This window comes from Pseudomonas sp. FW305-25, from assembly GCF_017351415.1.
Classification (GTDB): Bacteria; Pseudomonadota; Gammaproteobacteria; order Pseudomonadales; family Pseudomonadaceae; genus Aquipseudomonas; species Aquipseudomonas chlororaphis.
Genome location: NZ_JACNDE010000006.1, coordinates 1 through 25,365, shown reverse-complemented (window position 1 = coordinate 25,365; position 25,365 = coordinate 1). Strand labels below are relative to the sequence as shown.

General features: G+C 64.2%; 23 protein-coding genes. 10 read left to right on the top strand and 13 right to left on the bottom strand.

What is annotated here, in order from left to right:
• The first annotated feature begins 5 nt into the window (after positions 1 to 5).
• A complete protein-coding gene (locus J4E58_RS08025; RefSeq protein ID WP_087089245.1) occupies positions 6 to 2,321 on the top strand; it encodes a CHASE2 domain-containing protein in 2,316 nt (771 codons plus the stop codon).
• Between the two features lie 170 nt (positions 2,322 to 2,491).
• Here the strand turns inward: J4E58_RS08025 and J4E58_RS08020 are convergent, their stop codons facing one another.
• From J4E58_RS08020 to glyQ, 4 genes are all read right to left on the bottom strand, one after another.
• A complete protein-coding gene (locus J4E58_RS08020) occupies positions 2,492 to 3,262 on the bottom strand; it encodes a 1-acyl-sn-glycerol-3-phosphate acyltransferase (protein ID WP_009041472.1) in 771 nt (256 codons plus the stop codon).
• Positions 3,263 to 3,345: 83 nt separating this feature from the next.
• The gene (gene gmhB, locus J4E58_RS08015; protein ID WP_009041473.1) at positions 3,346 to 3,879 is read right to left on the bottom strand and encodes a D-glycero-beta-D-manno-heptose 1,7-bisphosphate 7-phosphatase; all 534 of its coding nucleotides are present in this window, start codon (positions 3,877 to 3,879) and stop codon (positions 3,346 to 3,348) included.
• 7 nt (positions 3,880 to 3,886) lie between these two features.
• A complete protein-coding gene (gene glyS / locus J4E58_RS08010; protein WP_087087292.1) occupies positions 3,887 to 5,941 on the bottom strand; it encodes a glycine--tRNA ligase subunit beta in 2,055 nt (684 codons plus the stop codon).
• Positions 5,938 to 6,891: a glycine--tRNA ligase subunit alpha gene (gene glyQ / locus J4E58_RS08005; RefSeq protein WP_003177094.1), complete on the bottom strand. Its 954-nt coding sequence runs from the start codon at positions 6,889 to 6,891 to the stop codon at positions 5,938 to 5,940. Before glyQ ends, glyS begins: the two co-directional genes overlap by 4 nt.
• Before the next feature lie 81 nt (positions 6,892 to 6,972).
• On the opposite strand from glyQ, the gene tag reads away from it, so the two are divergent.
• From tag to J4E58_RS07990, 3 genes are all read left to right on the top strand, one after another.
• On the top strand, positions 6,973 to 7,536 hold the full coding sequence (gene tag, locus J4E58_RS08000) for a DNA-3-methyladenine glycosylase I (protein ID WP_087087290.1): 564 nt from the start codon (positions 6,973 to 6,975) through the stop codon (positions 7,534 to 7,536).
• A 44-nt stretch (positions 7,537 to 7,580) separates the two neighbouring features.
• Positions 7,581 to 8,468: a lysophospholipid acyltransferase gene (locus J4E58_RS07995; protein ID WP_009041476.1), complete on the top strand. Its 888-nt coding sequence runs from the start codon at positions 7,581 to 7,583 to the stop codon at positions 8,466 to 8,468.
• 70 nt (positions 8,469 to 8,538) lie between these two features.
• A complete protein-coding gene (locus tag J4E58_RS07990) occupies positions 8,539 to 8,778 on the top strand; it encodes a pilus protein PilZ (protein WP_009041477.1) in 240 nt (79 codons plus the stop codon).
• 162 nt (positions 8,779 to 8,940) lie between these two features.
• Here the strand turns inward: J4E58_RS07990 and J4E58_RS07985 are convergent, their stop codons facing one another.
• From J4E58_RS07985 to def, 5 genes are all read right to left on the bottom strand, one after another.
• On the bottom strand, positions 8,941 to 9,264 hold the full coding sequence (locus J4E58_RS07985) for a tetratricopeptide repeat protein (RefSeq protein ID WP_007921017.1): 324 nt from the start codon (positions 9,262 to 9,264) through the stop codon (positions 8,941 to 8,943).
• 136 nt (positions 9,265 to 9,400) lie between these two features.
• Positions 9,401 to 10,774 (bottom strand): Trk system potassium transporter TrkA, encoded by a 1,374-nt coding sequence (gene trkA / locus J4E58_RS07980; protein ID WP_087087288.1) that lies wholly within the window; start codon positions 10,772 to 10,774, stop codon positions 9,401 to 9,403.
• Positions 10,775 to 10,798: 24 nt separating this feature from the next.
• Positions 10,799 to 12,124: a 16S rRNA (cytosine(967)-C(5))-methyltransferase RsmB gene (gene rsmB / locus J4E58_RS07975; protein ID WP_087087286.1), complete on the bottom strand. Its 1,326-nt coding sequence runs from the start codon at positions 12,122 to 12,124 to the stop codon at positions 10,799 to 10,801.
• A complete protein-coding gene (fmt, locus tag J4E58_RS07970; protein WP_087087284.1) occupies positions 12,121 to 13,080 on the bottom strand; it encodes a methionyl-tRNA formyltransferase in 960 nt (319 codons plus the stop codon). The genes rsmB and fmt overlap by 4 nt, the downstream gene beginning before the upstream one ends.
• 69 nt (positions 13,081 to 13,149) lie before the next feature.
• Positions 13,150 to 13,656, bottom strand: a complete 507-nt coding sequence (gene def / locus J4E58_RS07965) for a peptide deformylase (RefSeq protein WP_009041482.1) — start codon at positions 13,654 to 13,656, stop codon at positions 13,150 to 13,152.
• 152 nt (positions 13,657 to 13,808) lie between these two features.
• Between def and J4E58_RS07960 the strand changes: the two genes are divergently transcribed.
• The 3 genes from J4E58_RS07960 to J4E58_RS07950 all read left to right on the top strand — a co-directional run bounded on the left by J4E58_RS07960 (position 13,809) and on the right by J4E58_RS07950 (position 16,851).
• On the top strand, positions 13,809 to 14,834 hold the full coding sequence (locus tag J4E58_RS07960; protein ID WP_087087282.1) for a LysM peptidoglycan-binding domain-containing protein: 1,026 nt from the start codon (positions 13,809 to 13,811) through the stop codon (positions 14,832 to 14,834).
• Between the two features lie 81 nt (positions 14,835 to 14,915).
• The gene (gene dprA / locus J4E58_RS07955) at positions 14,916 to 16,025 is read left to right on the top strand and encodes a DNA-processing protein DprA (protein ID WP_087087280.1); all 1,110 of its coding nucleotides are present in this window, start codon (positions 14,916 to 14,918) and stop codon (positions 16,023 to 16,025) included.
• A 268-nt stretch (positions 16,026 to 16,293) separates the two neighbouring features.
• On the top strand, positions 16,294 to 16,851 hold the full coding sequence (locus J4E58_RS07950) for an L-threonylcarbamoyladenylate synthase (protein WP_007926207.1): 558 nt from the start codon (positions 16,294 to 16,296) through the stop codon (positions 16,849 to 16,851).
• A gap of 80 nt (positions 16,852 to 16,931) precedes the next feature.
• Here J4E58_RS07950 and J4E58_RS07945 read toward each other — a convergent pair whose 3' ends face one another.
• Complete coding sequence (locus tag J4E58_RS07945) at positions 16,932 to 17,909, bottom strand: NADPH:quinone reductase (protein WP_087087278.1); 978 nt, start codon at positions 17,907 to 17,909, stop codon at positions 16,932 to 16,934.
• Between the two features lie 168 nt (positions 17,910 to 18,077).
• On the opposite strand from J4E58_RS07945, the gene hemF reads away from it, so the two are divergent.
• Complete coding sequence (hemF, locus tag J4E58_RS07940) at positions 18,078 to 18,995, top strand: oxygen-dependent coproporphyrinogen oxidase (protein ID WP_009041486.1); 918 nt, start codon at positions 18,078 to 18,080, stop codon at positions 18,993 to 18,995.
• Positions 18,996 to 19,110: 115 nt separating this feature from the next.
• Positions 19,111 to 19,932: a shikimate dehydrogenase gene (gene aroE / locus J4E58_RS07935; RefSeq protein ID WP_053263224.1), complete on the top strand. Its 822-nt coding sequence runs from the start codon at positions 19,111 to 19,113 to the stop codon at positions 19,930 to 19,932.
• A 132-nt stretch (positions 19,933 to 20,064) separates the two neighbouring features.
• Here the strand turns inward: aroE and J4E58_RS07930 are convergent, their stop codons facing one another.
• The 3 genes from J4E58_RS07930 to betC form a co-directional block, all read right to left on the bottom strand.
• Complete coding sequence (locus J4E58_RS07930) at positions 20,065 to 21,633, bottom strand: SulP family inorganic anion transporter (RefSeq protein WP_087087276.1); 1,569 nt, start codon at positions 21,631 to 21,633, stop codon at positions 20,065 to 20,067.
• A 181-nt stretch (positions 21,634 to 21,814) separates the two neighbouring features.
• Positions 21,815 to 22,747: a choline ABC transporter substrate-binding protein gene (gene choX, locus J4E58_RS07925; protein ID WP_087087274.1), complete on the bottom strand. Its 933-nt coding sequence runs from the start codon at positions 22,745 to 22,747 to the stop codon at positions 21,815 to 21,817.
• Between the two features lie 15 nt (positions 22,748 to 22,762).
• Positions 22,763 to 24,277, bottom strand: a complete 1,515-nt coding sequence (betC, locus tag J4E58_RS07920) for a choline-sulfatase (protein ID WP_087087272.1) — start codon at positions 24,275 to 24,277, stop codon at positions 22,763 to 22,765.
• A 114-nt stretch (positions 24,278 to 24,391) separates the two neighbouring features.
• Here betC and J4E58_RS07915 point away from each other — a divergent pair, with 114 nt between their 5' ends.
• Positions 24,392 to 25,342 carry a choline sulfate utilization transcriptional regulator gene (locus J4E58_RS07915; protein ID WP_087087270.1) on the top strand — a complete coding sequence of 317 codons (951 nt, stop codon included), beginning with the start codon at positions 24,392 to 24,394 and terminating at the stop codon, positions 25,340 to 25,342.
• Positions 25,343 to 25,365 lie beyond the last annotated feature (23 nt).

Sequence of the window (25,365 nt, the reverse complement as noted above, 5' to 3'; positions counted from 1 at the left end):
GCGGTTTGTCGGTGAGGCGCTGGCGCCGACCCGAGGGCCGGGAGCCAACGCAAGCCCAGCGACTGTTTGGCGGTCTGGTGCGGGAATGGGCATGGGTCAGCCTGATCCTGCTGCCCTTGACCGCCCTGCTGTCGTTGAGCCACGGGCTGGCACTGAATAACTTGCTGTATGACAACCTGCGGCGGCTCAGCCCGCTGCCGGTCGATTCGCGGCTGCTGCTGATCACCATCGACGACTACAGCCTGCAGCAGCTGGGCCAGTGGCCCTGGCCGCGCACCCTGCACGCCGACCTGCTGGATCGGCTGACGGCGGCCAAGGTCCAGGGTGTGTTGTTCGACGTGATTTTCAGCGAACCCGACAGCGTTCCCGAAAACGATCAACGACTGGCCCAGGCGGTCTGCCGCGAGGGCAAGGTATTCCTGCCCCTGCTGCGCGAGAGCGTGGCCCGCTACGGCCAGCCGCTGGGCGAGATCGAACCGGTGCCGGCGTTGAGTCAGTGCGCCAAGGCGGTCGGCCATATCAATGCCGAGGCCGACGCCGATGGCACGGTTCGCAGCGTCTATCTGCGCGAAGGCCCACCGCAGGCACCGAAGGCGCAACTGGCCTGGCTGCTTTATCAACAGGCATACCCGGGCACCGCCCTGTCGATGCCCGGTTCGGACACCGCGCAGATCGCCCAGGGCTGGCTGCGCAGCAACCCAGTACGCATCCCCTTCATCAGTCCCCATGCCGGTTTCCCCAGTGTTCCCTATGTCAGCGTATTGCGCGGCGAAGTCCCGCCGGAGCTGTTGCGCGACAAGCTGATCCTGATCGGCACCACCGCGCCCGGCCTGGGTGACCGCTATGTCACCCCGCAGTCGGCCAGTGTCGGCACCACCCCAGGTATCGAGATCCAGGCCAACCTGCTCAATGGCTTGTTGCAGCAGCGCACCATTGTCGCCCTCGGGCAATGGCCGGTCGCGGCGCTGTCGGTGCTGCTGGTGGCGGCTTTGCTGGGATTGCTGCTGGTGCGGCCGCGGCATGCGTTGTGGCTGACCCTGGCCTGCATGGCGGCAGCCCTGCTCGGTTCGGCCGGGCTGCTGCGCCTGGGGCTGTGGTGGCCGCCGGTGGCCAGCCTGTTGGGGATGCTGCTGGCCTACCTGATCTGGAACTGGCGCCGCCTGAGCGTGATCCTGGCCTACTTCGGCTGGGAGCTGGCGCGCCTGGACAGCGAGCCTAAGGTATTGCCCGAGCGCCGACGTACCCAGGCTCCCGCAGGGGATGTACTGCAGGGGCAGATCGTGGCCCTGGAGCAGGCATTGAGCCGCACCCGCGACACCCGCCGCTTCATTGCCGATGGCCTGGAATACCTGCCGGTGGCCACCCTGATCAGCGATCCGGACGGCCGCGTGCTGCTGGCCAACCGCAATGCTCGCGAAGTGTTCGGCAACGCGCTGATCGGCGAGGACCTGGTCCAGCAGTTGGCCGGCCTGGGTTATCCCGGTTTGCAGGACGAGCAACGCCCTGCCCTGTCGCAACTGCAGCCTGTGGAATTTCGCGATATCGAGCAGCGCAGCCTGCGCGTGGACCTGGCACCCCTGCTGCCGATCGACAGCGATACGCCGATCGGCTGGCTGCTGAGCCTCACTGACCTGAGCCTGGAACGGGACGCCGAACAGCAGCGGGCAACCCTGTTGCGCTTCCTGTCCCATGACCTGCGCGCGCCTCATTCGGCGATCCTGGCCTTGCTCGATGTACAGCGGCACCAGGGCTCGGGCGACACGCGGATCTACAGTCAGATCGAACTCCAGGTGCGTCGCGCCCTGGGGCTCACCGAAGCCTTCGTGCAACTGGCGAAGGCCGAGTCCGAGGCCTATCAGTTCCAGCCGAGCATGTTCGCCATGCTGGTGCTGGACGCGTTCGACCAGGCCATGACCATCGCCCAGCTGAAAAACATCCAGCTGGTGCATGACCTCGACGATGATGCCGAAGGCATGGTGCTGGCCGATCAGTCCCTGCTGACCCGGGCCTTGTTCAACCTGCTGGAAAACGCCATCAAGTACAGCCCGTCGGGCTCGACTGTCCGGGTGCAAGTCGCGTGTACGGAAGGCTGGCTGACCTGCGATATCACCGACCAGGGCAAAGGCATTGCGGCCGATGAACTGCCGCAGCTGTTCGTGCAGTACCAGCGCTTCGCCTCGGCCCAAGGCAGCGAAGGCCTGGGGCTGGGGTTGTCGATGGTCAAGGCGGTGGTCGACCGGCATGAAGGGCGGATTGTCTGCCGTAGCGTGGTCGGCGAGGGGACGACCTTCAGCCTGCAATTGCCTCTGCTCACGGACTGAATATCGATAGGCGAAAAAAAACCGGCTCCAGGCCGGTTTTTTCGTATCCAGAAAACTTATGCACGTTTTCCGGTATTTTATGGGTTTAGGAAATATGTATATAAATCATCTAGTTATGGATTTTATATAGCGATTTCCAATAAAACGGTACACAGGTTATCCACAGAAACTCAGATGGCCATTTTGTCCGGAGCCGCGGCTACCGGAGGCAGCGAACCCATGTCCCGCTGCGCCTGCTCATTCCAGGCCGCGACCCGGTCGTTGAGCTCGGCGATGGCCCGTGGTCCGGAGCCTTCGGCGTACATCGGCGCACCAATCACCACGGTGATGGTGCCGGGGTGCCTGACCCAGCCGGTCTTGGGCCAGTATTTGCCGGCGTTGTGCGCTACCGGCAGCACCGGCAAGTCGGCATTGACCGCCAGGGCGCTGCCGCTGCGGGAGAACTTGCCCATCTGGCCGTAAGGTACCCGGGTGCCTTCCGGGAAGATCAGTACCCAGACATTGTCCTTGAGCAGCTCGTCGCCCTTGCTGGCGACCTGCTTGAGCGCGGCCTTGGGATTGTCGCGGTCGATGGCGATCGGACGCAGCATGGCCATGGCCCAGCCGAAGAACGGAACATACAGCAGCTCCCGCTTGAGCACCTGGCTCAGCGGTTCGAAATAGGCCGAGAGAAAGAACGTCTCCCAGGTGCTCTGGTGGTTCGAGACGATCACGCAAGGGCGCTCGGGGATGTTTTCCGCACCCTTCACTTCCACGTTGATCTTGAGAAACACCTTGGTCAGCCACAATGCGCAGCGGCACCAATAGACGTTGATAAAGCGATAGCGCGCCTTGAACGGCAGGAAGGGCGCGATAAAAAAGCTCAGGGAGCACCACAGCAACGAACTGGTGCCCAGCAGCAGGTAAAAGAAGAAGGTTCTGATTGCCTGCAGGATCGACATAGCGGCGTTTACCGTTGCGGGCATTGCCCGCCTCTAAAAAAGCGCACTCCCGAACAATCCTTGGTCAGGATCTCAGAAGGACTCTAATTGTGGATAAGTTCAGCGGCAACTGCCGCCAGGTCGTCAAAAATCAAGGTGCCTACCGGTAGGGTTTTCCCCAGGGTCTTTTCGCCCTTCCCGGTCTTTACCAAAACTGGCTGAGAGTCGACGGCTTTTGCGGCTTCCAGGTCACCGAGACTGTCGCCCACAAACCATAGACCAGCCAGATCCACTGCGTAGTGCCGGGCAATGGTCTGCAACATGCCGGGCTTGGGTTTGCGGCAGGCGCAACCTTCGTCCGGGCCATGGGGGCAGTACACGATGAGGCCGAGTTCGCCGCCCTGCTCGGCCACCAGAGCGCGCAGGCGCTCGTGCATGGCGTCGAGGGTGGCGACATCGTAGTAACCGCGAGCGATGCCCGACTGGTTGGTAGCGACCGCTACCGTCCAGCCGGCCTTGCTCAACTGCGCGATGGCTTCGACCGAGCCGGGGAGCGGAATCCACTCCTCCACCGATTTGATGTAAGCGTCGGAGTCGTAATTGATCACTCCGTCCCGATCGAGAATCAGCAGTTTCACGTACGCCTTACCCCAGCAACGAGATGTCGGCGACACCGAGGAACAGACCTCGCAGACGTGCCAGCAGCGCGTAGCGGTTGGCCCGCACGTTGGCGTCTTCGGCGTTGACCATCACCTTCTCGAAGAAGGCGTCGACCGGCTCGCGCAGGGCGGCCAGGCGAGCCAGGGTCTCGCTGTACTGACGCGCCGCGGCCATTGGCTGCACGGCCTGGTCCGCTTGCTGGATCGCCGAGTACAGGGAGAACTCGTTGGCGTTGTCGAAGTACTTGGCTTCCACGGTGGTCGGCACGCTGCCTTCGACCTTGCTCAGCAGGTTCGAGACGCGCTTGTTCACCGCGGCCAGCGCGGCGGCTTCCGGCAGCTTGCGGAAGGCCTGCACGGCCTGCACGCGCTGGTCGAAGTCCAGGGCCGAGCCCGGCTTCAGGGCACGGACCGACAGGTAGGTGGCGACATCCACGCCTTCGTCTTCGTAACGGGCACGCAGACGGTCGAAGATGAACTCCAGGACCTGGTCGGCCAGGCCGGCGCTCTTGACCTTGCCGCCGAACGCGCTGACGGCGAACGCCACGGCTTCGGTCAGGTCCAGGTCGAGCTTCTTGTCGATCAGGATGCGCAGCACGCCCAGCGCGGCACGACGCAACGCGTACGGGTCCTTGCTGCCGGTTGGCAGCATGCCGATGCCGAAGATGCCGACCAGGGTGTCGAGCTTGTCGGCGATGGCCACGGCGGCACCGGTGACGGTGCTTGGCAGCTCGGCGCCGGCGCCACGCGGCATGTATTGCTCGTTCAGCGCCAGGGCGACGTCTTCCGGTTCGCCGTCATTGAGTGCGTAGTAGTAACCGGCGATGCCTTGCATTTCCGGGAACTCGCCGACCATTTCGGTGGCCAGATCGCACTTCGACAGCAGGCCCGCACGCGCGGCACGCTGGGCGTCGCCGCCGATGCGCGGGGCGATGAACGCAGCCAGTTTCGAGACGCGCTCGGCCTTGTCGTAGACGCTGCCCAGCTTCTCCTGGAACACCACGTTCTGCAGGCGCTGGTTGAAGTCTTCGAGCTTCTGTTTCTTGTCCTGCTTGAAGAAGAACTCGGCGTCGGTCAGGCGTGGGCGAACGACTTTCTCGTTGCCCTCGATGATCTGGCGAGGGTCCTTGCTTTCGATGTTGGCCACGGTGATGAAACGCGGCAGCAGCTTGCCGTCGACGTCCAGCAGGCAGAAGTATTTCTGGTTGTCCTGCATGGTGGTGATCAGGGCTTCCTGCGGCACTTCGAGGAAACGCTCCTCGAACGAGCACACCAGCGGCACCGGCCATTCCACCAGGGCGGTCACTTCGTCCAGCAAATCGGCTGGAACGATGGCGGTGCCTTCCTGCAGGCGCGCCAGTTCTTCGGTGCGCTTGCTGATCAGCTCGCGACGCTCGTTGGCGTCGGCCAGCACGTAGGCGGCGCGCAGGTCGTCCAGATAGTTGGCCGGCGAGGTGATGCGCACGCTTTGCGGGTGATGGAAGCGGTGGCCACGGGAGTCGCGACCGGCTTTCTGGGCGAGGATGGTGCAGTCGATGATCTGGTCACCCAGCAGCATCACCAGCCATTGGGTCGGACGCACGAACTCTTCCTTGCGCGCAGCCCAACGCATGCGTTTCGGAATCGGCAGGTCGTTCAGCGAGTCTTCGACGATGGTCGGCAGCAGGCTGGCGGTCGGCTTGCCCTTGATGCTCTGGCTGTAGCGCAGCTTCGGCCCGCTCTGGTCGATTTCGCTCAGGTCCACGCCACATTTCTTGGCGAAGCCCAGGGCGGCCTGGGTCGGGTTGCCTTCGGCGTCGAAGGCGGCCTGGCGCGGTGGGCCGTCGAGGTTGATGCTGCGATCCGGCTGCTGGGTGGCCAGGCCGCTGATCAGCACCGCCAGGCGGCGTGGCGCGGCGTAGACATGTTTGGTTTCGAAGTTCAGGCCGGCGGCCTGCAGGCCTTTTTCGATACCGCCCAGGAAGGCTTCGGCCAGGGTGTTCAGGGCTTTGGGTGGCAGTTCTTCAGTGCCCAGTTCAACCAGAAAATCTTGCGCACTCATTGTGCCGCCTCCAACTTAGCCAACACTTCATCACGCAGGTCCGGAGTCGCCATCGGGAAGCCCAGCTTGGCGCGGGCCAGCAGGTAGGCTTGCGCGACGGAACGCGCCAGGGTGCGCACACGCAGGATGTACTGCTGACGCGCGGTCACGGAGATCGCGCGACGGGCATCCAGCAGGTTGAAGGTGTGCGAGGCCTTGAGGACCATTTCATAGCTCGGCAACGGCAGCGGCTGATCCAACTCGATCAGGCGCTTGGCTTCGCTTTCATAGAAATCGAACAGTTCGAACAGCTTCTCGACGTTGGCGTGTTCGAAGTTGTAGGTCGACTGCTCCACTTCGTTCTGGTGGAACACGTCGCCGTAGGTCACCTTGCCGAACGGACCGTCGGCCCAGACCAGGTCGTAGACCGAATCCACGCCCTGCAGGTACATGGCCAGGCGTTCCAGGCCGTAGGTGATCTCGCCGGTCACCGGGTAGCACTCGATGCCACCGGCTTGCTGGAAGTAGGTGAACTGAGTCACTTCCATGCCGTTGAGCCAGACTTCCCAGCCCAGGCCCCAGGCGCCGAGGGTCGGCGATTCCCAGTTGTCTTCGACGAAGCGAATGTCGTGCACCAGCGGGTCGAGGCCGACGTGCTTGAGCGAGCCCAGGTACAGCTCCTGGAAGTTTTCCGGGTTCGGCTTCAAGACCACCTGGAACTGGTAGTAGTGCTGCAGACGGTTCGGGTTTTCGCCGTAGCGGCCGTCAGTCGGGCGACGACTGGGCTGCACATAAGCGGCGTTCCAGGTTTCCGGGCCGATGGCGCGCAGGAACGTGGCTGTATGGAAAGTGCCGGCGCCTACTTCCATATCGTAGGGCTGAAGTACCACACAACCTTGCTCGGCCCAGTATTGCTGGAGGGCGAGGATCAAGTCTTGGAAGGTACGCACGGCTGGCGTAGGCTGGCTCACGAAATTCACCTGTTACTTGGGCTGCGATTTAAAGAGCGGGAGTATACCCGATTCAGTTGTGCGCACGCCCACTGGAGCCTTATGCCACGCTGCTTTTGGTGCAACGAAGATCCCCTGTACATGGCGTACCACGATCAGGAGTGGGGCGTGCCGCTACGCGACGCGCAGCGTTTGTTCGAGTTGTTATTGCTCGAAGGGTTCCAGGCCGGCTTGTCCTGGATCACCGTCTTGAAGAAGCGCGAGCGTTATCGCCAGGTGCTGTTCGGCTTCGATGTGCAGCGCGTGGCGCAGATGAACGATGCACAAATCGATGAGTTGATGCTCGATCCCGGGATCATCCGCAACCGCCTGAAACTCTCTGCCGCCCGGCGCAACGCCCAGGCCTGGATGGCGCTGGAAGACCCGGTGGAATTCCTCTGGTCGTTCGTCGGCGGGGCGCCGAAAATCAATCATTTCAAGGATCGCAGTGAAGTCCCGGCGGTTACCCCAGAGGCCGAAGCGATGAGCCGCGGCTTGAAAAAGGCCGGCTTCACCTTTGTCGGGCCGACCATCTGTTATGCGCTGATGCAGGCTTCGGGCATGGTCATGGATCACACTCGGGACTGCGATCGCTACGCCATCCTGACAAACGGCCGGTTAGAATAGCCCGCTTGCGACAAGGTTCATGACCCGGATATCAGGAGTCACCTGTGGATAAGTTTAAAGGCGCCCTGCTGGTAGGCGCTCTGCGATTGTTTGCCCTGCTGCCCTGGCGCGCGGTGCAGGCGGTCGGTTCGGCCATCGGCTGGATCATGTGGAAGACCCCCAACCGTTCCCGCGATGTGGTGCGGATCAACCTGGCCAAGTGCTTTCCGCAGATGGACGCCGCCGAGCGCGAGCGTTTAGTGGGACAGAGCCTGAAAGACATCGGCAAGTCCCTGACTGAAAGCGCCTGTGCCTGGATCTGGCCGGCCGAGCGCTCGATCGCCCTGGTACGTGAAGTCGAGGGCCTCGAGGTGCTGCAAGAAGCGCTGGCGTCGGGCAAGGGCGTGGTCGGCATCACCAGCCACCTGGGCAACTGGGAAGTGCTCAACCACTTCTATTGCAGCCAGTGCAAACCGATCATTTTCTACCGCCCGCCGAAGCTCAAGGCGGTGGACGAACTGCTGCGCAAGCAGCGGGTCCAGCTGGGCAACCGGGTGGCGGCTTCGACCAAGGAAGGCATCCTCAGCGTTATCAAGGAAGTGCGCAAAGGTGGTGCGGTGGGCATTCCCGCCGACCCGGAACCGGCCGAATCCGCCGGGATCTTCGTGCCCTTCTTCGCCACCCAGGCGCTGACCAGCAAGTTCGTGCCGAACATGCTCGCCGGCGGCAAGGCGGTCGGGGTGTTCCTGCATGCGCTGCGCCTGCCCGACGGTTCGGGCTACAAGGTGATCCTCGAAGCCGCGCCGGACGCGATGTACAGCACCGACACCGAAACTTCCTGCGCGGCGATGAGCCAGGTGGTCGAGCGCTATGTGCGGGCTTATCCGAGCCAGTACATGTGGAGCATGAAGCGTTTCAAGAAACGTCCGCCTGGCGAAGAACGCTGGTACTGACCGCCTGGCACGATCTGTGGATAACCTTTCGCCCAAGGTTATCCACAAAGGCTGAAGCAGAGCACAGCATATGCCCGATTCGCGCAAATCCCTGAGGATCAAGATCCAGCACGAAAGCTTCGGCGAGTGCCTGGGCCAGACGCGCAACCTGTCCGCCAGCGGGGTGTACGTCAAGCACCCGGCATTGGCGGCGCTGCCCAAGGGCGCGGTGGTCTACGGCCAGGTGCAAGGCCTGCCGATGAATGCGCCACGGGTGAAGATGGAGGTGGTGCTGGTGGACGCTGAGGGCATCGGCCTGCGTTACCTGTGAAGCGTCCGGACATCGCCTCTGTAGCCGCTGCCGAGCTTGCGAGGCTGCGTACGAGGACGCAGTCCTCGCTAAACCTGCGCACCAGGATTTGTCTGGCAGATTGCGGCGCCTGGTTTTACGACCGCTTCGCGGTCGATCGCAGCCTCGCTCACTCGGCAGCGGCTACAGTGCGCCTTTGCCCTGGCGCTCGAGCTTCTTGAGGAACACTGTCATTTCCTTTTCCGCCTGCTTGTCGCCATGTCCGCGGGCTGCTTCCAGGCCCTGCTCCCAGGCCTGGCGCGCCGCCGCATAGTCCTCCAGGCCTTGATAGGCCTTGCCCAGCAGCTTCCACGCCGCCGAATACTTGGGGTCGAAACCGACGCAGCGTTGCAGGTGCTCGGCGGCCTTGGCGTATTCGTGCAGATCCAGATAACCCTTGCCCAGGCCGAAGCGCAGCAGCGAGTTATCCATGCCCTTGGCGAGCATTTTTTCCAGGGATTCGAGCATCGTTGTCACTCCTGTGGACTCTTGTAGCCGCTGCCGCAGGCTGCGATAGGTCCGGAGGACCTCCTGCGGGCCGGAGATCGCCGCGCCCCTGCGGGGCGTTCGCAGCCTGCGGCAGCGGCTACAGGACGGCGTTGGATCAGAAGAAGCTCAAGCCCACGTGGAACAGCTTCTCCACATCGCGGATATGTTTTTTATCCACAAGAAACAGAATCACATGGTCGCCGGCTTCGATCACCGTGTCGTCGTGGGCGATCAGCACTTCCTCGTCGCGGATGATCGCGCCGATGGTGGTGCCTGGCGGCAGCGCGATGTCCTCGATGGCGCGGCCGATCACCTTGCTCGATTTGGCATCGCCATGGGCGATCGCCTCGATGGCTTCCGCCGCGCCACGGCGCAGCGAGTGCACGCTGACGATATCGCCACGGCGCACGTGGGTCAGCAGGGTACCGATGGTGGCCAGCTGCGGGCTGATGGCGATGTCGATATCGCCGCCCTGGATCAGGTCGACATAGGCCGGGTTGTTGATGATGGTCATCACCTTCTTCGCCCCCAGGCGCTTGGCCAGGAGCGAGGACATGATGTTGGCCTCGTCATCGTTGGTCAGGGCCAGGAAGATATCGGCGTCGGCGATGTTCTCTTCCATCAGCAGGTCGCGGTCCGAGGCGCTGCCTTGCAGGACCACGGTGCTGTCGAGGTTGTCCGAGAGGTAGCGGCAACGCGCCGGATTCATCTCGATGATCTTCACCTGGTAACGGCTTTCGATGGCTTCGGCCAGGCGTTCGCCGATCTGCCCGCCGCCGGCGATGACGATGCGTTTGTAGGATTCGTCGAGGCGGCGCATCTCGCTCATCACCGCGCGGATGTTGGCCTTGGCAGCGATGAAGAACACTTCGTCGTCGGCCTCGATCACCGTATCGCCCTGGGGCAGGATCGGCCGGTCACGGCGGAAGATCGCCGCCACGCGGGTGTCGACGTTGGGCATGTGCTCGCGCAACTGGCGCAGTTGCTGCCCCACCAGCGGCCCGCCGTAATAGGCCCTGACCGCCACCAGTTGGGCCTTGCCTTCGGCGAAGTCGATCACCTGCAGGGCGCCGGGGTGTTCGATCAGGCGCTTGATGTAGTTGGTCACCACCTGTTCCGGGCTGATCAGCACGTCGACCGGAATCGCCTCGTTGTCGAACAGGCCGGCGCGGGTCAGGTAGGCCGCTTCGCGGACCCGAGCGATCTTGGTCGGGGTGTGGAACAGGGTGTGGGCGACCTGGCAGGCGACCATATTGGTTTCGTCGCTGTTGGTCACCGCGACCAGCATGTCGGCATCGTCGGCGCCGGCCTGGCGCAGTACCGTGGGGAACGAACCGCGGCCCTGTACGGTACGGATGTCCAGGCGGTCGCCGAGATCGCGCAGGCGTTCGCCGTCGGTGTCGACCACCGTGATGTCGTTGGCTTCGCTGGCCAGATGCTCTGCCAGCGTACCGCCCACCTGCCCTGCTCCGAGGATGATGATCTTCATCCAGTCACTCCCTTCGAACCTTTCTTAACCGCGCGCGGCGGCAATCTTGATCAGCTTGGCGTAGTAGAACCCGTCGTGGCCGCCCTCTTGCGCCAGCAGCTGGCGACCGTGGGGCTGCTTCAGGCCGGCCGGAGGCTGACCCAGTTGCCCGGCGATGTCCAGTTCGCGAGCACCCGGGGTACGGGCCAGGAAAGCCTCGATGACCTCGGTGTTTTCGGTCGGCAAGGTCGAGCAGGTGGCGTACAGCAGGATGCCGCCGACTTCCAGGGTCGACCACATGGCGTCCAGCAGTTCGCCTTGCAGGCTGGCCAGGGCGGCGATGTCGTCGGCCTGACGGGTGAGCTTGATATCCGGGTGGCGGCGGATCACCCCGGTGGCCGAGCATGGCGCGTCCAGCAGGATGCGCTGGAACGGCTTGCCGTCCCACCACTGGGCGGTGTCGCGGCCGTCGGCGGCGATCAGCTCGGCGCGAAGGTTCAGGCGGTCGAGGTTCTCCTGGACGCGCACCAGGCGCTTGGCTTCCAGGTCCACCGCGACCATGCCGGCCAGCGCAGGCTCGACTTCGAGGATGTGGCAGGTCTTGCCGCCGGGCGCGCAGCAGGCGTCCAGCACCCGTTGTCCCGGCGCCAGTTCCAGCAACTCGGCGGCCAGTTGCGCGGCTTCGTCTTGCACGCTGATCCAGCCTTCGGCGAAGCCCGGCAGGGCGCGCACGTCGGCGGCTTCATCGAGCACGATGCCGTCCTGGCTATAGACGCAAGGCTTGGCGGCAACGCCGGCCTCGCTAAGCAGCTGGAGGTAAGCGGCGCGGGAATGGTGGCGGCGATTGACCCGCAGGATCATCGGCGGGTGGGCGTTGTTGGCGGCGCAGATCGCTTCCCACTGCTCGGGCCAGAATGCCTTGAGGGACTTTTGCAGCCAGCGCGGATGGGCGGTACGCACCACGGGGTCGCGTTCCAGCTCGGCGAACAGTGCTTCGCTCTCACGTTGGGCGCGGCGCAGCACGGCATTGATCAGTGCCTTGGCCCAGGGCTTTTTCAGCTTGTCGGCGCAGCCCACGGTTTCGCCGATGGCGGCGTGCGCCGGGACGCGGGTGTAGAGCAACTGATAGAGGCCCACCAGCAGCAGCGCCTCGACGTCGGCATCGGCTGCCTTGAACGGCTTCTGCAACAGCTTGGCGGCCAGCGCCGCCAGCCGTGGCTGCCAGCGCGCGGTGCCGAAAGCCAGGTCCTGGGTGAAGCCGCGATCGCGTACTTCGACCTTGTCCAGCAGGGTTGGCAGCGAGCTGTTGAGCGAGGCTTTGCCATTGAGGACCGAGGTCAGGGCCTTGGCGGCGGCCAGACGCGGGTTCATTGGGCGTCCGCCGCTTGTCCGAGCACGGTGCCGGTGGCGAATTTCTCGCGACGGCTGTTGAACAGGTCGCTGAAGTTCAGCGCCTTGCCGCCGGGCAATTGCAGGCGGGTCAGGCACAGCGCCTGCTCACCGCAGGCGACGAGCAGGCCGTCCTTGCTGGCGCCGAGGATGGTGCCCGGTACGCCCTTGCCTTCGGCGAGGCTGGCGGCCAGCACCTTCAGCGCTTCGCCGTTCAGCGTGCTGTGGCAGATCGGCCAGGGGTTGAAGGCTCGCACCAGGCGCTCCAGTTCTACCGCAGGACGGCTCCAGTCGATCCGCGCTTCGTCCTTGTTCAGTTTGTGGGCGTAGGTGGCCAGGCTGTCGTCCTGCACTTCGCCTTGCAGGGTTGCGGCGGCGAGGCCGGCGATGGCCTGCACCACGGCGGGCGGGCCCATTTCGGCAAGACGGTCATGCAGGCTGCCGCCGGTGTCGGTGGCGCTGATCGGGGTGCTGACCTTGAGCAGCATCGGCCCGGTGTCCAGGCCGGCTTCCATGCGCATCACGGTCACGCCGCTCAGCGGGTCGCCGGCTTCCACGGCGCGCTGGATCGGCGCCGCCCCGCGCCAGCGTGGCAGCAGCGAGGCGTGGCTGTTGATGCAGCCCAGGCGCGGAATATCCAGCACCGCCTGCGGCAGGATCAGGCCGTAGGCGACCACCACCATCAGGTCCGGCGCGAGGGCCGCCAGTTCGGCCTGGGCCTGCGGGTCGCGCAGGGTCGGCGGTTGCAGCACGGGGATGTGGTGCTCCAGCGCCAGCTGCTTGACCGGGCTCGGCATCAGCTTTTGCCCGCGCCCGGCCGGGCGGTCCGGTTGGGTGTAGACCGCGACGATCTCGTAAGGGCTGTCGAGCAGGGCCTTGAGGTGTTCGGCGGCGAATTCCGGGGTGCCGGCAAAGACGATGCGCAGTGGCTCAGTCATGGGAGTTCTCGGTAATAAACACGCGGAAAAGAAAAAGGCTTGCCGCTGCAAGCCTTTGGAAGAAGGGAATCAAGCTTGCTGACGATGCTGCTTTTCCAGCTTCTTCTTGATCCGGTCGCGTTTGAGCGTGGACAGGTAATCGACGAACAATTTGCCGTTGAGGTGGTCGCATTCGTGCTGGATGCACACCGCGAGCAGGCCTTCGGCGATCAGTTCGTAAGGTTGGCCGTCACGGTCCAGGGCCTTGATTTTCACGCGTTGCGGACGATCGACGTTCTCGTAGAAGCCCGGTACCGACAGGCAGCCTTCCTGATACTGGCCCATTTCGTCGGTGAGCGCTTCGAACTCGGGGTTGATGAACACCCGTGGCTCGCTGCGGTCTTCGGACAGGTCCATGACCACGATGCGCTTGTGCACGTTGACCTGGGTAGCGGCCAGGCCGATGCCGGGCGCCTCATACATTGTTTCAAACATGTCGTCGACCAACTGACGCACTTCGTCGTCCACTACGGCCACTGGTTTGGCGATAGTGCGCAGGCGCGAGTCGGGGAATTCGAGGATGTTTAAAATGGCCATAAGCGTAATTGCTACACGTGTGAAGTAAGTTCGGAGTCGGAGGCCTTGCGGGTTCTGGAAGGGCAACCGTTGTAAAACGTGCTCGGTCAGGAGCAGGGAGCGCACAGGCGCTGGCGTTTCACGCGAATACACATAATAAAGGGATTCACCGCATGAGGAAATCACTACTCGCCTTGCTGCTCGTGGGCTGGGCCGGTTTCGGCCAGGCGCAGGTGCCGCTCCGGGAGGGTTATCCACAGCGCTACACCGTAGTGGCGGGCGATACCTTGTGGAGCATCGCCAATCGCTTTCTGCGCGATCCCTGGCAATGGCCGGCGCTCTGGCAGGCCAATTCCAGCCTCGCCGACCCCGACCTGATCTACCCCGGCGACTCCCTGGCGCTGGTCCGGGTCGATGGCGAACCACGCCTGACCCTGGAGCGCGGCGTTTCTCGGGGCACCGTCAAGCTCTCGCCCCAGGTGCGTCGCACGCCACTGGTCGAGGCGATCCCGAGCATTCCACTGCAGGCCATCGACAGCTTTCTGCTGAGCAACCGCATCCTCGACCGGGCGGACGCCTTCGACAGCGCGCCCTACATAGTCGCCGGCGATGCCGAACGGGTACTCAGCGGCACCGGCGACCGGATCTTCGCGCGCGGCCGCTTCGACCCGGAGCAATCGGCCTACGGCATCTTCCGTCAGGGCAAGACCTACACCGACCCGCAGAGCGGCGAACTGCTGGGAATCAACGCCGACGAAATCGGCGGCGGCGAGGTGGTCGCGGTCGAGGGCGATATCGCCACCCTGCAATTGCAGCGCACCACCCAGGAAGTGCGCCTGGGTGACCGCCTGTTCGGCGGCGAGCCACGGACTATCAACTCGACCTTTGTCCCCAGCGCGCCGAGCCGGGCGGTCGAGGGCCTGATCATCGACGTGCCACGGGGTGTCACCCAGATCGGCGCGCTGGATGTGGTGACGTTGAACAAGGGACGGCGCGATGGCCTGGCTGAAGGCAACGTGCTGGCGGTAATGAAAACCGGCGAAACCGTGCGCGACCGGGTGGCCGGTGGACAGGTGAAAATGCCGGATGAGCGGGCCGGTCTGCTGATGGTTTTCCGCACCTACGACAAGCTCAGTTACGGCCTGGTGCTCAACGCTTCCCGTTCCCTGGCGATCATGGACAAAGTCCGTAACCCGTAAAAACCCTCAACAAGTTACCAACAGAGTTATCCACAACTTATTCCAGCTGCGACCGGGCTTATAACGATCAAGGATGATCCTATGTCACTGCCTGCCCAGGCTCCGGTTTCCCCCGCGGAACTGGAAGCCCGCCTACGTTTGCACCGCTTGCCGGACCTCGGCCCGAAGCGTTTTCAGCTGCTGCTCGAAGCCTTCGGTTCGGCCTCCAAGGCCATCAGCGCACCGGCCAGTGCCTGGCGTGCGCTGGGCCTGCCGGCGGGCGCGGCCGAGGCTCGGCGCAACGCCGAAGTGCGTGATGGCGCCAGCCATGCATTGGCCTGGCTGGAGCGTCCGGGCCAGCATTTACTGATGTGGGACCAGCCGGACTACCCGCCGCTGTTGAATGAAATCGCCGATGCGCCACCGCTGCTGTTTGTCGCCGGCGACCCACGCATCCTGGAAAAACCGCAGTTGGCGGTGGTCGGCAGCCGTCGCGCTTCGCGGCCCGGGATGGACACCGCCGCGGCCTTTTCCCGCAGCCTGGCCGCGGCCGGTTTTGTCATCACCAGCGGCCTGGCACTGGGGATCGATGGCGCGGCGCACCAGGCCGCCCTGGAGGTCGGCGGGCAGACCGTCGGCGTGCTGGGCACCGGCCTGGAAAAATTTTATCCACAGCGCAACCGGCGCCTGGCCGATGCCATGATTGCCCAGGGCAGCGCGCTGGTTTCCGAGTTCCCGCTGGAGACCGGGCCCCACGCCAGCCACTTTCCCCGGCGCAACCGGATCATCAGCGGCCTGTCCCTTGGCGTGCTGGTGGTGGAGGCCAGCGTCGCCAGCGGTTCGCTGATCACCGCCCGGCTCGCCGCCGAGCAAGGCCGCGAGGTGTATGCGATACCCGGGTCGATCCATCATCCGGGAGCCCGGGGTTGTCATCAGCTGATTCGCGATGGCGCGGTGCTGGTGGAAACCATCGAACATATCCTCGAAGCCCTGCGTGGCTGGCAACGGCTGCCGTTATCCACGGCCCCGCCAACAGCCGCGCCCGCTCACCCGTTGCTGGCGCTGTTGCATGCCGCGCCGCAGACCAGCGAGGGCCTGGTGCAGACCAGTGGCTGGAGCCTGCCCAGGGTGCTGGCGGCGCTCACCGAACTGGAGCTGGAGGGCCATGCGACGTGTGAAGGCGGTTGCTGGTTTGCCCGGGCAAAAGGCTAAGGCTCTGTACGAAAAGTGGCTGCGCTCGGCCATGCTGCGTTAAAAACAGGCTCGGAATGCTCATTTAGGCCCCTAAAGTCGAACGCGACCCCGGCCGTTCCTCGCCTGTTTTGATTCGCTGCGCTTACCCTTCGGGCCAGCCCTTGGCTGTTACTCCCGCTGGTCGTTGCGCCTTGCCTGGCCTTCGCTCGCCGACTTTTCGTACAGACCCTAGGCTTTATAGGCAGGATCGGTAAACTGCGCACAGCCTTAATCCGGAGAGTCAGCAATGGTCAGCAGTTGGCGTGTGCAACAAGCCGCACGAGAAATTCGCGCAGGGGCGGTGATTGCCTATCCAACCGAAGCAGTCTGGGGGTTGGGTTGCGACCCGTGGAACGAAGAGGCGGTGGACCGGTTGCTGGCCATCAAGTCGCGCTCCGTGGACAAGGGCCTGATCCTGATCGCCGACAACATCCGCCAGTTCGATTTTCTCTTCGAGGATTTTCCCCAGGAATGGCTCGATCGCATGGCCAGCACCTGGCCGGGCCCGAACACCTGGCTGGTACCCCATCAGAATCTGTTGCCGGAATGGGTCACCGGGGTCCACGACACCGTGGCCCTGCGAGTCAGCGATCATCCACTGGTGCGTGAGTTGTGCGCCTTGGTGGGGCCGCTGATTTCCACCTCGGCCAACCCCCAGGGGCGCCCTGCGGCCCGCACGCGGATTCGCGTCGAGCAGTATTTCCGCGGGCAGTTGGACATGGTCCTGGGTGGCAGCCTGGGCGGGCGCAAGAACCCGAGCCTGATCCGCGACCTGGTGACCGGCAAGATCGTGCGCCCGGCCTGACACCGCGTCATCGTTTATCGCGGGCAAGCCTCGCTCCTACGACCCACATCCGTAGGAGCGAGGCTTGCCCGCGAAGTATTTCAAGGCAACAGAATGGTCGAACCCGTGGTGCGTCGCGCCGACAGCTCGGTCTGCGCCTTCGCCGCTTCCGCCAGCGGATAACGCTGGCCGATCTCGATCTTCAGCTTGCCGCTGGCGATCATGGCGAACAGGTCGTCGGCCATGGCCTGCAGGTTCTCGGCGTTGTTGGCGTAGGTGCCCAGGGTCGGACGGGTGACGTACAGCGAGCCCTTGGCCGCCAGGATGCCCAGGTTGACCCCCTCTACCGCGCCCGAGGCGTTGCCGAAGCTGACCATCAGGCCCCGTGGCTGCAGGCAGTCCAGCGAAGTCAGCCAGGTGTCCTTGCCCACGCCGTCGTAGACCACCGGGCATTTCTTGCCGTCGGTCAGCTCCAGTACGCGCTTGGCCACGTCTTCATGGCTGTAGTCGATGGTTTCCCAGGCACCGAGGGATTTCGCCAGCGCGGCTTTCTGCGGCGAGCTGACGGTACCGATCAGCTTCACCCCCAGGGCCTTGGCCCACTGGCAGGCGAGCAGCCCGACCCCGCCGGCGGCGGCGTGGAACAGCACGGTCTCGCCGCCCTTGAGCTCGTAGGTCTGGCGCAGCAGGTACTGTACGGTCAGGCCCTTGAGCATCACCCCGGCCGCCTGTTCGAAGCTGATGCTGTCCGGCAGGTGCACCAGGTTGTCTGTGGGCAGCACATGCACCTCGCTGTAGGCGCCCAGCGGGCCGCTGCCATAGGCCACGCGATCGCCGACCTTGAAGCGGGTCACGGCGCTGCCCACCGCCTCGACCACCCCGGCCCCTTCGGCGCCCAGACCCGATGGCAAGGCCGGTGGCGCGTAGAGGCCGCTGCGGTAGTAGGTGTCGATGAAGTTCAGGCCGATGGCCTTGTTGCTCACGCGGACCTGTTGCGGGCCCGGTTCGGCGGGTTGGTAATCCACATACTCGAGCACTTCCGGGCCGCCATGGGCACGGAACTGGATACGTTTGGCCATCTGCACTCTCTCCTCGGTCGTGTCGCGAAAGTGCCTTATCGGACTCCTATGCTTGACCGCCGTCAACTGCGACCGGCCCCTGTGCGGTGTTATGCTACGCGCCCATTTGCGCAGGCCCCCCGCTGTATCCCTGGCGCCGCGTAGCTTTGCCCGATTCAAGGTGATGCCATGACTACCCGCACCGAGGCCGTAAAAGCCTACCTGCTCGACCTGCAAGACCGTATTTGCGCCGCCCTGGAAGCCGAAGACGGCGGTACGCGCTTCGTCGAAGACGCCTGGACCCGACCGGCCGGCGGTGGCGGGCGCACCCGGGTGATTGCCGACGGTACGGTGATCGAGAAAGGCGGCGTCAACTTCTCCCACGTGTTCGGCAGCGGCTTGCCGCCGTCCGCCAGCGCCCACCGGCCGGAGCTGGCCGGCCGTGGTTTCGAGGCGCTGGGCGTGTCGCTGGTGATCCACCCGCACAACCCGCATGTACCGACTTCCCACGCCAACGTACGGTTCTTCATCGCCGAAAAGGCAGGCGAAGAGCCGGTCTGGTGGTTCGGCGGCGGTTTCGACCTGACCCCCTACTACGCCAACGAGGAAGACTGCGTGCACTGGCACCGCGTCGCACAAAAGGCCTGCGCGCCCTTCGGCCCGGATGTTTACCCGCGCTACAAGGCCTGGTGCGACAGCTACTTCCATATCAAGCATCGCAATGAACCGCGCGGCATCGGCGGCCTGTTCTTCGACGACCTCAACGAGTGGGACTTCGACACCAGCTTCGCCTTCATGCGCGCCATCGGCGACGCCTACCTCGAGGCCTACCTGCCGATCGTCCAGCGCCGCAAGGCCCTGGGCTATACCGAGAAGCAGCGCGAGTTCCAGGAATACCGTCGCGGTCGCTATGTCGAGTTCAATCTGGTCTATGACCGCGGCACCCTGTTCGGCCTGCAATCGGGCGGGCGTACCGAGTCGATCCTCATGTCCCTGCCGCCGCAGGTGCGCTGGGGCTACGACTGGAAAGCCGAGCCGGGCAGCGAAGAAGCGCGCCTGACCGAATATTTCCTGCAGGACCGCGACTGGCTGGCGGGCTCCGCGTAAAGCGTTGCAGCCGCCTGGCCGGCGCTGGGCGATAATGCGATTGAACAGAACAGCGCAGCGTCCCTGTCGCCAGTAAGCTGGTTCCTTACAGGGATGTGCATGAGGGTTTTATTGGATGGATCAATACGTCGTTTTTGGTAACCCGATCGGCCACAGCAAATCGCCGCTGATTCATCGGCTGTTCGCCGAGCAGACGGCGCAGCGGCTGGTCTACACCACCCTGCTGGCGCCCCTCGACGATTTCGCCGGCTGTGCCCGCGGGTTCTTCGTTGACGGGCGTGGCGCCAATGTCACGGTGCCGTTCAAGGAGGATGCCTACCGCCTGGCCGACAGCCTGACCGCCCGCGCCCAGCGCGCCGGCGCGGTGAACACCTTGAGCAAGCTCGCCGATGGCAGCCTGTTGGGCGACAACACCGACGGCGCCGGCCTGGTGCGCGACCTGACGGTCAACGCCGGCTTCAGCCTCAAGGGCAAGCGCATTCTGCTGCTGGGGGCCGGCGGCGCGGTGCGTGGCGCGCTGGAGCCGCTGCTGGCGGAGCAGCCGGCATCGGTGATCATCGCCAACCGCACGGTGGAAAAGGCCGAGCTGCTGGCCGAGCTGTTCAGCGACCTGGGGCCGGTGTCGGCCAGTGGTTTCGACTGGTTGCGCGAGCCGGTGGACCTGATCATCAACGCCACCTCGGCCAGCCTCACCGGCGACGTGCCGCCGATCGCCGCCAGCCTGATCGAGCCGGGCCAGACGGTGTGCTACGACATGATGTATGGCAAGGAGCCGACCGCCTTCTGTCGCTGGGCCAGCCAATATGGCGCGGCGATTTCCATGGATGGCCTGGGCATGCTCGCCGAACAGGCGGCGGAAGCCTTCTTCTTGTGGCGCGGCGTGCGCCCGGACACCGCGCCGGTGCTGGCGGAGCTGCGGCGCCAGCTGGCGCTCTGACACTGCTTCCTTCTTTCTATTGTAGGAGCGAGCGTGCTCGCGATCGCCGCGAAGCGGCGGTGTGACAGCCACAGCGCATCATTGTTGAGGTTCATCGCGAGCAAGCTCGCTCCTACATAATCTTCGCCCGGCTCAATCCTCAAACCGGATCGGGCATTTCTCCGCCCCTTCGAGCTTTCTCAACTCTTCGATCACCGAGGCCCGCGCGCGACGCAGGGTCAGGCTGCGGTTCTGCCGCAACAGGCGGCGGGCTTCCTGATGCAGCATGGCCACCCCGGAATAGTCGATGAAGTTGATCTGCCGGGCGTCGATCACCAGGCGCGGCGCATGGCAGCGCTGCATGCGCACTTGCAGGTAATGGCTGGCGCCGAAAAAGATCGAGCCGCCGACCCGCAGGATGTCTTCGTCGCCTTCGCGTCCGTGCTGCACGCGTGGTTGCGAGGTGCGCTTGAGGTAGAAGAACAGCGACGCCAGGACCCCGGCGTAGATCGCCGTCTGCAACTCCAACAGCAAGGTGGCGACACAGGTCAGGCCCATCACCACGAACTCGGCGCGGCTGACCCGGAACAGCGCGCGAATGCCGCGGTGGTCCACCAGGCCCCAGCAGATCAGCAGGATGCTCCCGGCCATGGCCGGGATCGGGATATGCGCGATCAGTGCCGCGCCGGCCACGGCGAACAGGGCCACCCACAATGCTGAGAACACTCCGGCCAGCGGCGAACAGGCACCGGCCTCGTAGCTCAGGCCGGAGCGGGTAAAAGAGCCGGACGACAGATAGCCGGAGAAAAACGCGCCGACGATATTCGACAGGCCCTGGGCACGGACTTCCTGGTTGGCATCGAGCAACTGTTCGGAGCGTGCCGACAGCGAGCGGGCGATCGACAGGCTGGTTACCAGCCCCAGCATGCCCACCGCCACGGCGCTGGGCAGCAGGCGCAGGATCATGTCCAGGTCCAGCGGCAGCGGGCTGAACGGCGGCAGCCGGCCGGTAAAGGCGCTGACCAGTTTTACCTGGCCGAACAGCGCCGGCCACAGCCACACCACCAGAGCGCTGAGGATCAGGCTGATCAGCAGTGAGGGCCAGCGCGGCACCAGCAGCTTCAGGGCCAGGCCGACGACCAGCGTGCCCAGGCCGAGGATCAGCGAGGGGTTATCCACGGCATCGAGATGGGCGAACAGCGAGGTCAGGCTGTTCAGCGCGGTGGCCTCGCTCGGCAAGTCCAGGCCCAGCAGGTTGGGCAACTGCCCCAGGGCGATCACCACCGCGGCGCCGAGGGTGAAGCCGAGCACCACCGAATGGGACACGAAGTTCACCAGCGCGCCGAAGCGCAACAGCCCCAGCAGCCACTGGAACAGGCCGGCGAGCAAGGTCAGCAGCAGGATCAGGGTGATGTAGTCCTGGGACGCCGGCACCGCCAGGGGGCTGACGCTGGCATAGAGGACGATGGAAATCGCCGCGGTCGGGCCACAGATCAGGTGCCAGGAAGAACCCCACAGGCAAGCGATCAGCACCGGGACGACGGCGGCATACAGGCCGTATTCCGGTGGCAGGCCGGCGATCAGGGCATAGGCGATCGATTGCGGCAGGGCGAGGATGGCGCCGCTCAGGCCCACCAGCAGGTCGCGCCCGACGCTGGCGCGGGTCTGCCGGGGCAGCCAGCTCAGGAAGGGCAAGAGTGAATGGCGATTGGGCCAGGCCATGGGTCCTCGCGGTCGGGATGGGGCGAAAGGCGTCAGGGTAAAGCATTGCCGGCAAGCTTACCTGTAGGAGCGAAGCTTGCTCGCGATGCCGGCGACTCGGTCTTGCAGATGGACCGCGTGCACAGGTTTTTGGGGCTACTGCGTAGCCCATCGCGGGCAAGCCTCGCTCCTACCATGGGTATTACAGCTTGGCCTGCACCGCCGGCAGCGCATCCTTGCCGTCGAGGGTCTTCACCCCGTCCAGCCACTTGCCCAGCACTGCCGGGTTGGCCTTGATCCAGGCCTTGGCTGCGTCAAAGTTGCTGACCTTCTTGTTGGCCACCTCGGCCATGATGCTGTTCTCCATTTCCTGGGTGAAGCTCAGGTTGCCCAGCAGTTTGCCGACGTTCGGGCAGGCCTGCGCATACCCCTTGCGGGTCAGGGTGTAGACGCTGCCGGTGTCGCCGAAGTACTTCTCGCCGCCCTTGAGGTAATGCATTTTCAGCTGCACGTTCATCGGGTGCGGGGTCCAGCCGAGGAAGGTGACGAACTTCTGCCGTTTCACCGCCCGCGAGACTTCGGCGAGCATCGCCTGTTCGCTGGACTCGATCAGCTTCCACTGGCCGAGGTCGAAGTCGTTCTTCTTGATGATCTCCTGCAACGACAGGTTGGCCGGGGCCCCGGAGCCGATGCCGTAGAGCTTCTTGTCGAACTTGTCTGCGTACTTATTCAGGTCGTTGAAGTCATGCACGCCGGCGTCCCAGACGTAATCCGGCACTGCCAGGGTGAACTCGGTGCCGTCCAGGTTCTTCGCCAGCTGGGTGACATCGCCATTGGCCACGAACTTGTCGTAGAAGCCCTGCTGCGCCGGCATCCAGTTGCCCAGGAACACATCCACCTGGCCGTCCTTGAGCCCGCCGAAGGTGATCGGTACCGCCAGGGTGTCGATCTTGGCCTTGTAGCCCATGCCGTCCAGCAGGAAACCGGCGATGGCGTTGGTGGCGGCGATGTCGCTCCAGCCCGGGTCGGCCATCTTCACCGTCTCGCACCCCTGTTCGGCCCAGGCCAGGGCCGGGACCGAAACACTGCCCAGCGCCAGAAGCGCGGCCGTCACTGCTGTGGATAACCTTTGCATGCTCTTCCCCTTACGTTATTGGTTTTGGCAGGGTTGTGGATAACGAGCCTTGCGCTCCAGATCGTCGAGGTCGATGTGGTTGCGCATGTATTGCGCACTGGCGTCGACCAGTGGCTGGTGGTCCCAGCTCTTCAGTTTGCCGAGGCTCAAGGCGCCCGCGACGAAGCGACGGCGGCGCTGGCTGGCGAGTACCTGTTGATGGATGGCCGGGATATCCCACTTGGCCCGCGCCTCGCGGAGAAAATCATCGAATAGCGGGCGATATTGCGGCGATTGGCTGAGGTCTTCCTGCTCGCGCGGGTCGTTGGCCACATCGAACAGCAGGCACGGGTCGTCTTCGCTGTAGATGAACTTGTAGCGGCCGCGGCGAATCATCATCAGCGGGCTGATGGTGCCTTCGGCCATGTACTCGCCGAAGACTTCGTCATGCCCGCCCTGCCCTTGCAGGTGCGGCACCAGGGAGCGGCCATCCAGCGCCAGGCCAGGTTGCAGTTGGCCTCCGGCCAGTTCCACCAGGGTCGGCAGCAGGTCGGCGGTCGAGACCGCCTGGCTTACCCGGCCGGCGGCGAACTGCCCCGGCGCGCTGACCAGCAGCGGCACCCGCGCGGCCATTTCGAACCAATGCATTTTGTACCAGAGGCCGCGCTCGCCGAGCATGTCGCCGTGGTCGCCGGAGAAGACAATGATGGTGTCGTCGCTCAGCCCGGTTTCCTCCAGGGTTTCCAGGAGTTTGCCGACGTTGCTGTCGATATAGCTGCACGCACCGAAATAGGCACGACGCGCATCGCGGATCTTATCCACAGGCAGCGGCTTGTCCCACAGGTCATAAACCTTGAGCAGGCGCTGGGAGTGCGGGTCGAGCGCGTCTTGGGCCGGGGTCTGCGGCAGCGGAATATCTTCGTCGCGGTACAGATCCCAGAAGGCCTTGGGAATGGTGTACGGGTCGTGCGGGTGGGTCATCGACACGGTCAGGCAGAACGGTTGGTCGCCGTCTTCGCGAACGTGATCGAACAGGTACTGACGGGCCTTGAACACCACCTCTTCGTCGAAATCCAGCTGGTTGGTGCGCACGCATGGCCCGGCCTGCAGCACCGAGGACATGTTGTGGTACCAGCTTGGGCGCACGTCCGGTTCGTCCCAGTTCACCGCCCAGCCATAGTCGGCCGGGTAGATATCGCTGGTCAGGCGTTCTTCGTAGCCGTGCAGTTGGTCCGGGCCGCAGAAATGCATCTTGCCCGACAGCGCGGTGCGGTAGCCCAGGCGGCGCAGGTAATGGGCGTAGGTCGGGACGTCGGCGGGGAAGTCGGCGGCGTTGTCATAGGCGCCGATCTTGCTCGGCAACTGGCCGCTGACCAGGGTGAAACGCGAGGGCGCGCACAACGGGCTGTTGCAGTAGGCGGCGTCGAATACCACGCCCTGGGCGGCGAGACGGCTCAGATGCGGCAGCTTGATGGGCGATTGACCGTAGAACGGCAACATTGGCGCGGCCATTTGATCGACCATGATGAAAAGAATGTTCTTGCGCTTCATGTATTCGCGGCATTCCATAGTGGGCAGTTATGCGAAAGTGCTGCGATCGAGGATGTAACCCGTGGCTTTCACGGTAAAGCCCCTGTACGGCAATGACTAGGATAAGCACAGCTTATGTATGAAGCGCTTGGCGATCTATCCCTGGACCTGTTCCGCGTCTTCGAGGTGGCGGCGCGCCAGCGCAGCTTTACCGCGGCGGCGGTGGAGCTGGGCACCACCCAACCGGCTATCAGCCAGCAGATCAAGCGGCTGGAGGAACAGCTCGGCACCCGGCTGTTCGACCGCATCTACCGGGGCATCGAACTGACCGAGGCCGGTAGCCAGTTGTTCGAACAGGTGCAGGCTGGCTTGCAGAGCATCGACAGCGGCCTGAGCGCCATCACTGCCCAGCACCAGCACGAGGTGTTGCAGGTGGCCACCGATTTCGCCTTCGCCGCCTACTGGCTGATGCCGCGCCTGCATCGCTTCCACGCCGCCAATCCACAGGTGGATGTGAGCCTGGTCACCAGCGAGCGCAGCCACAACATGCTGCGCACCGATATCGACGTTGCCGTGCTGTTTGGCGATGGGCGTTTCAAGCAGGGTGAAAGCCATTGGCTGTTCAATGAGGAAGTGTTTCCGGTGTGCAGCCCGCTCTTGCTCAAGGAACGACCGCTGCCCCTCGGCGCCCATTCGCTGCTGGAGTTTCCGCTGCTGCATTTGAAGGGAGAAAACAGCAGCCACTGGTTCGACTGGAGCGGCGTGTTCCGCGAACTGGGAATCGCCACCCCGCCGGCGCCGGGGCAGCTGCGTTTCGACAACTACACCCTGCTGATCCAGGCGGCGATCGGTGGCCAGGGTGTGGGCATTGGCTGGCGCCACCTTGTGGATAACTTGCTGGCGCAAGGTCTGTTGTGCCGACCGATCAGCGAAACGCTGATCTCCCGCTACGGCTATTACGTGGTGCTGCCCCAGCGCAAACGCCGCGGGGCGCTGATCCAGCGGTTTTTCGACTGGCTGATGGCCGAGCAGGCCGACAGTGCGCAATCTTTGACCGGGCTGGGCCTGCCGTCGATTGCCATCTGAGGTTTGGGGGTGGCGTGGAAGCC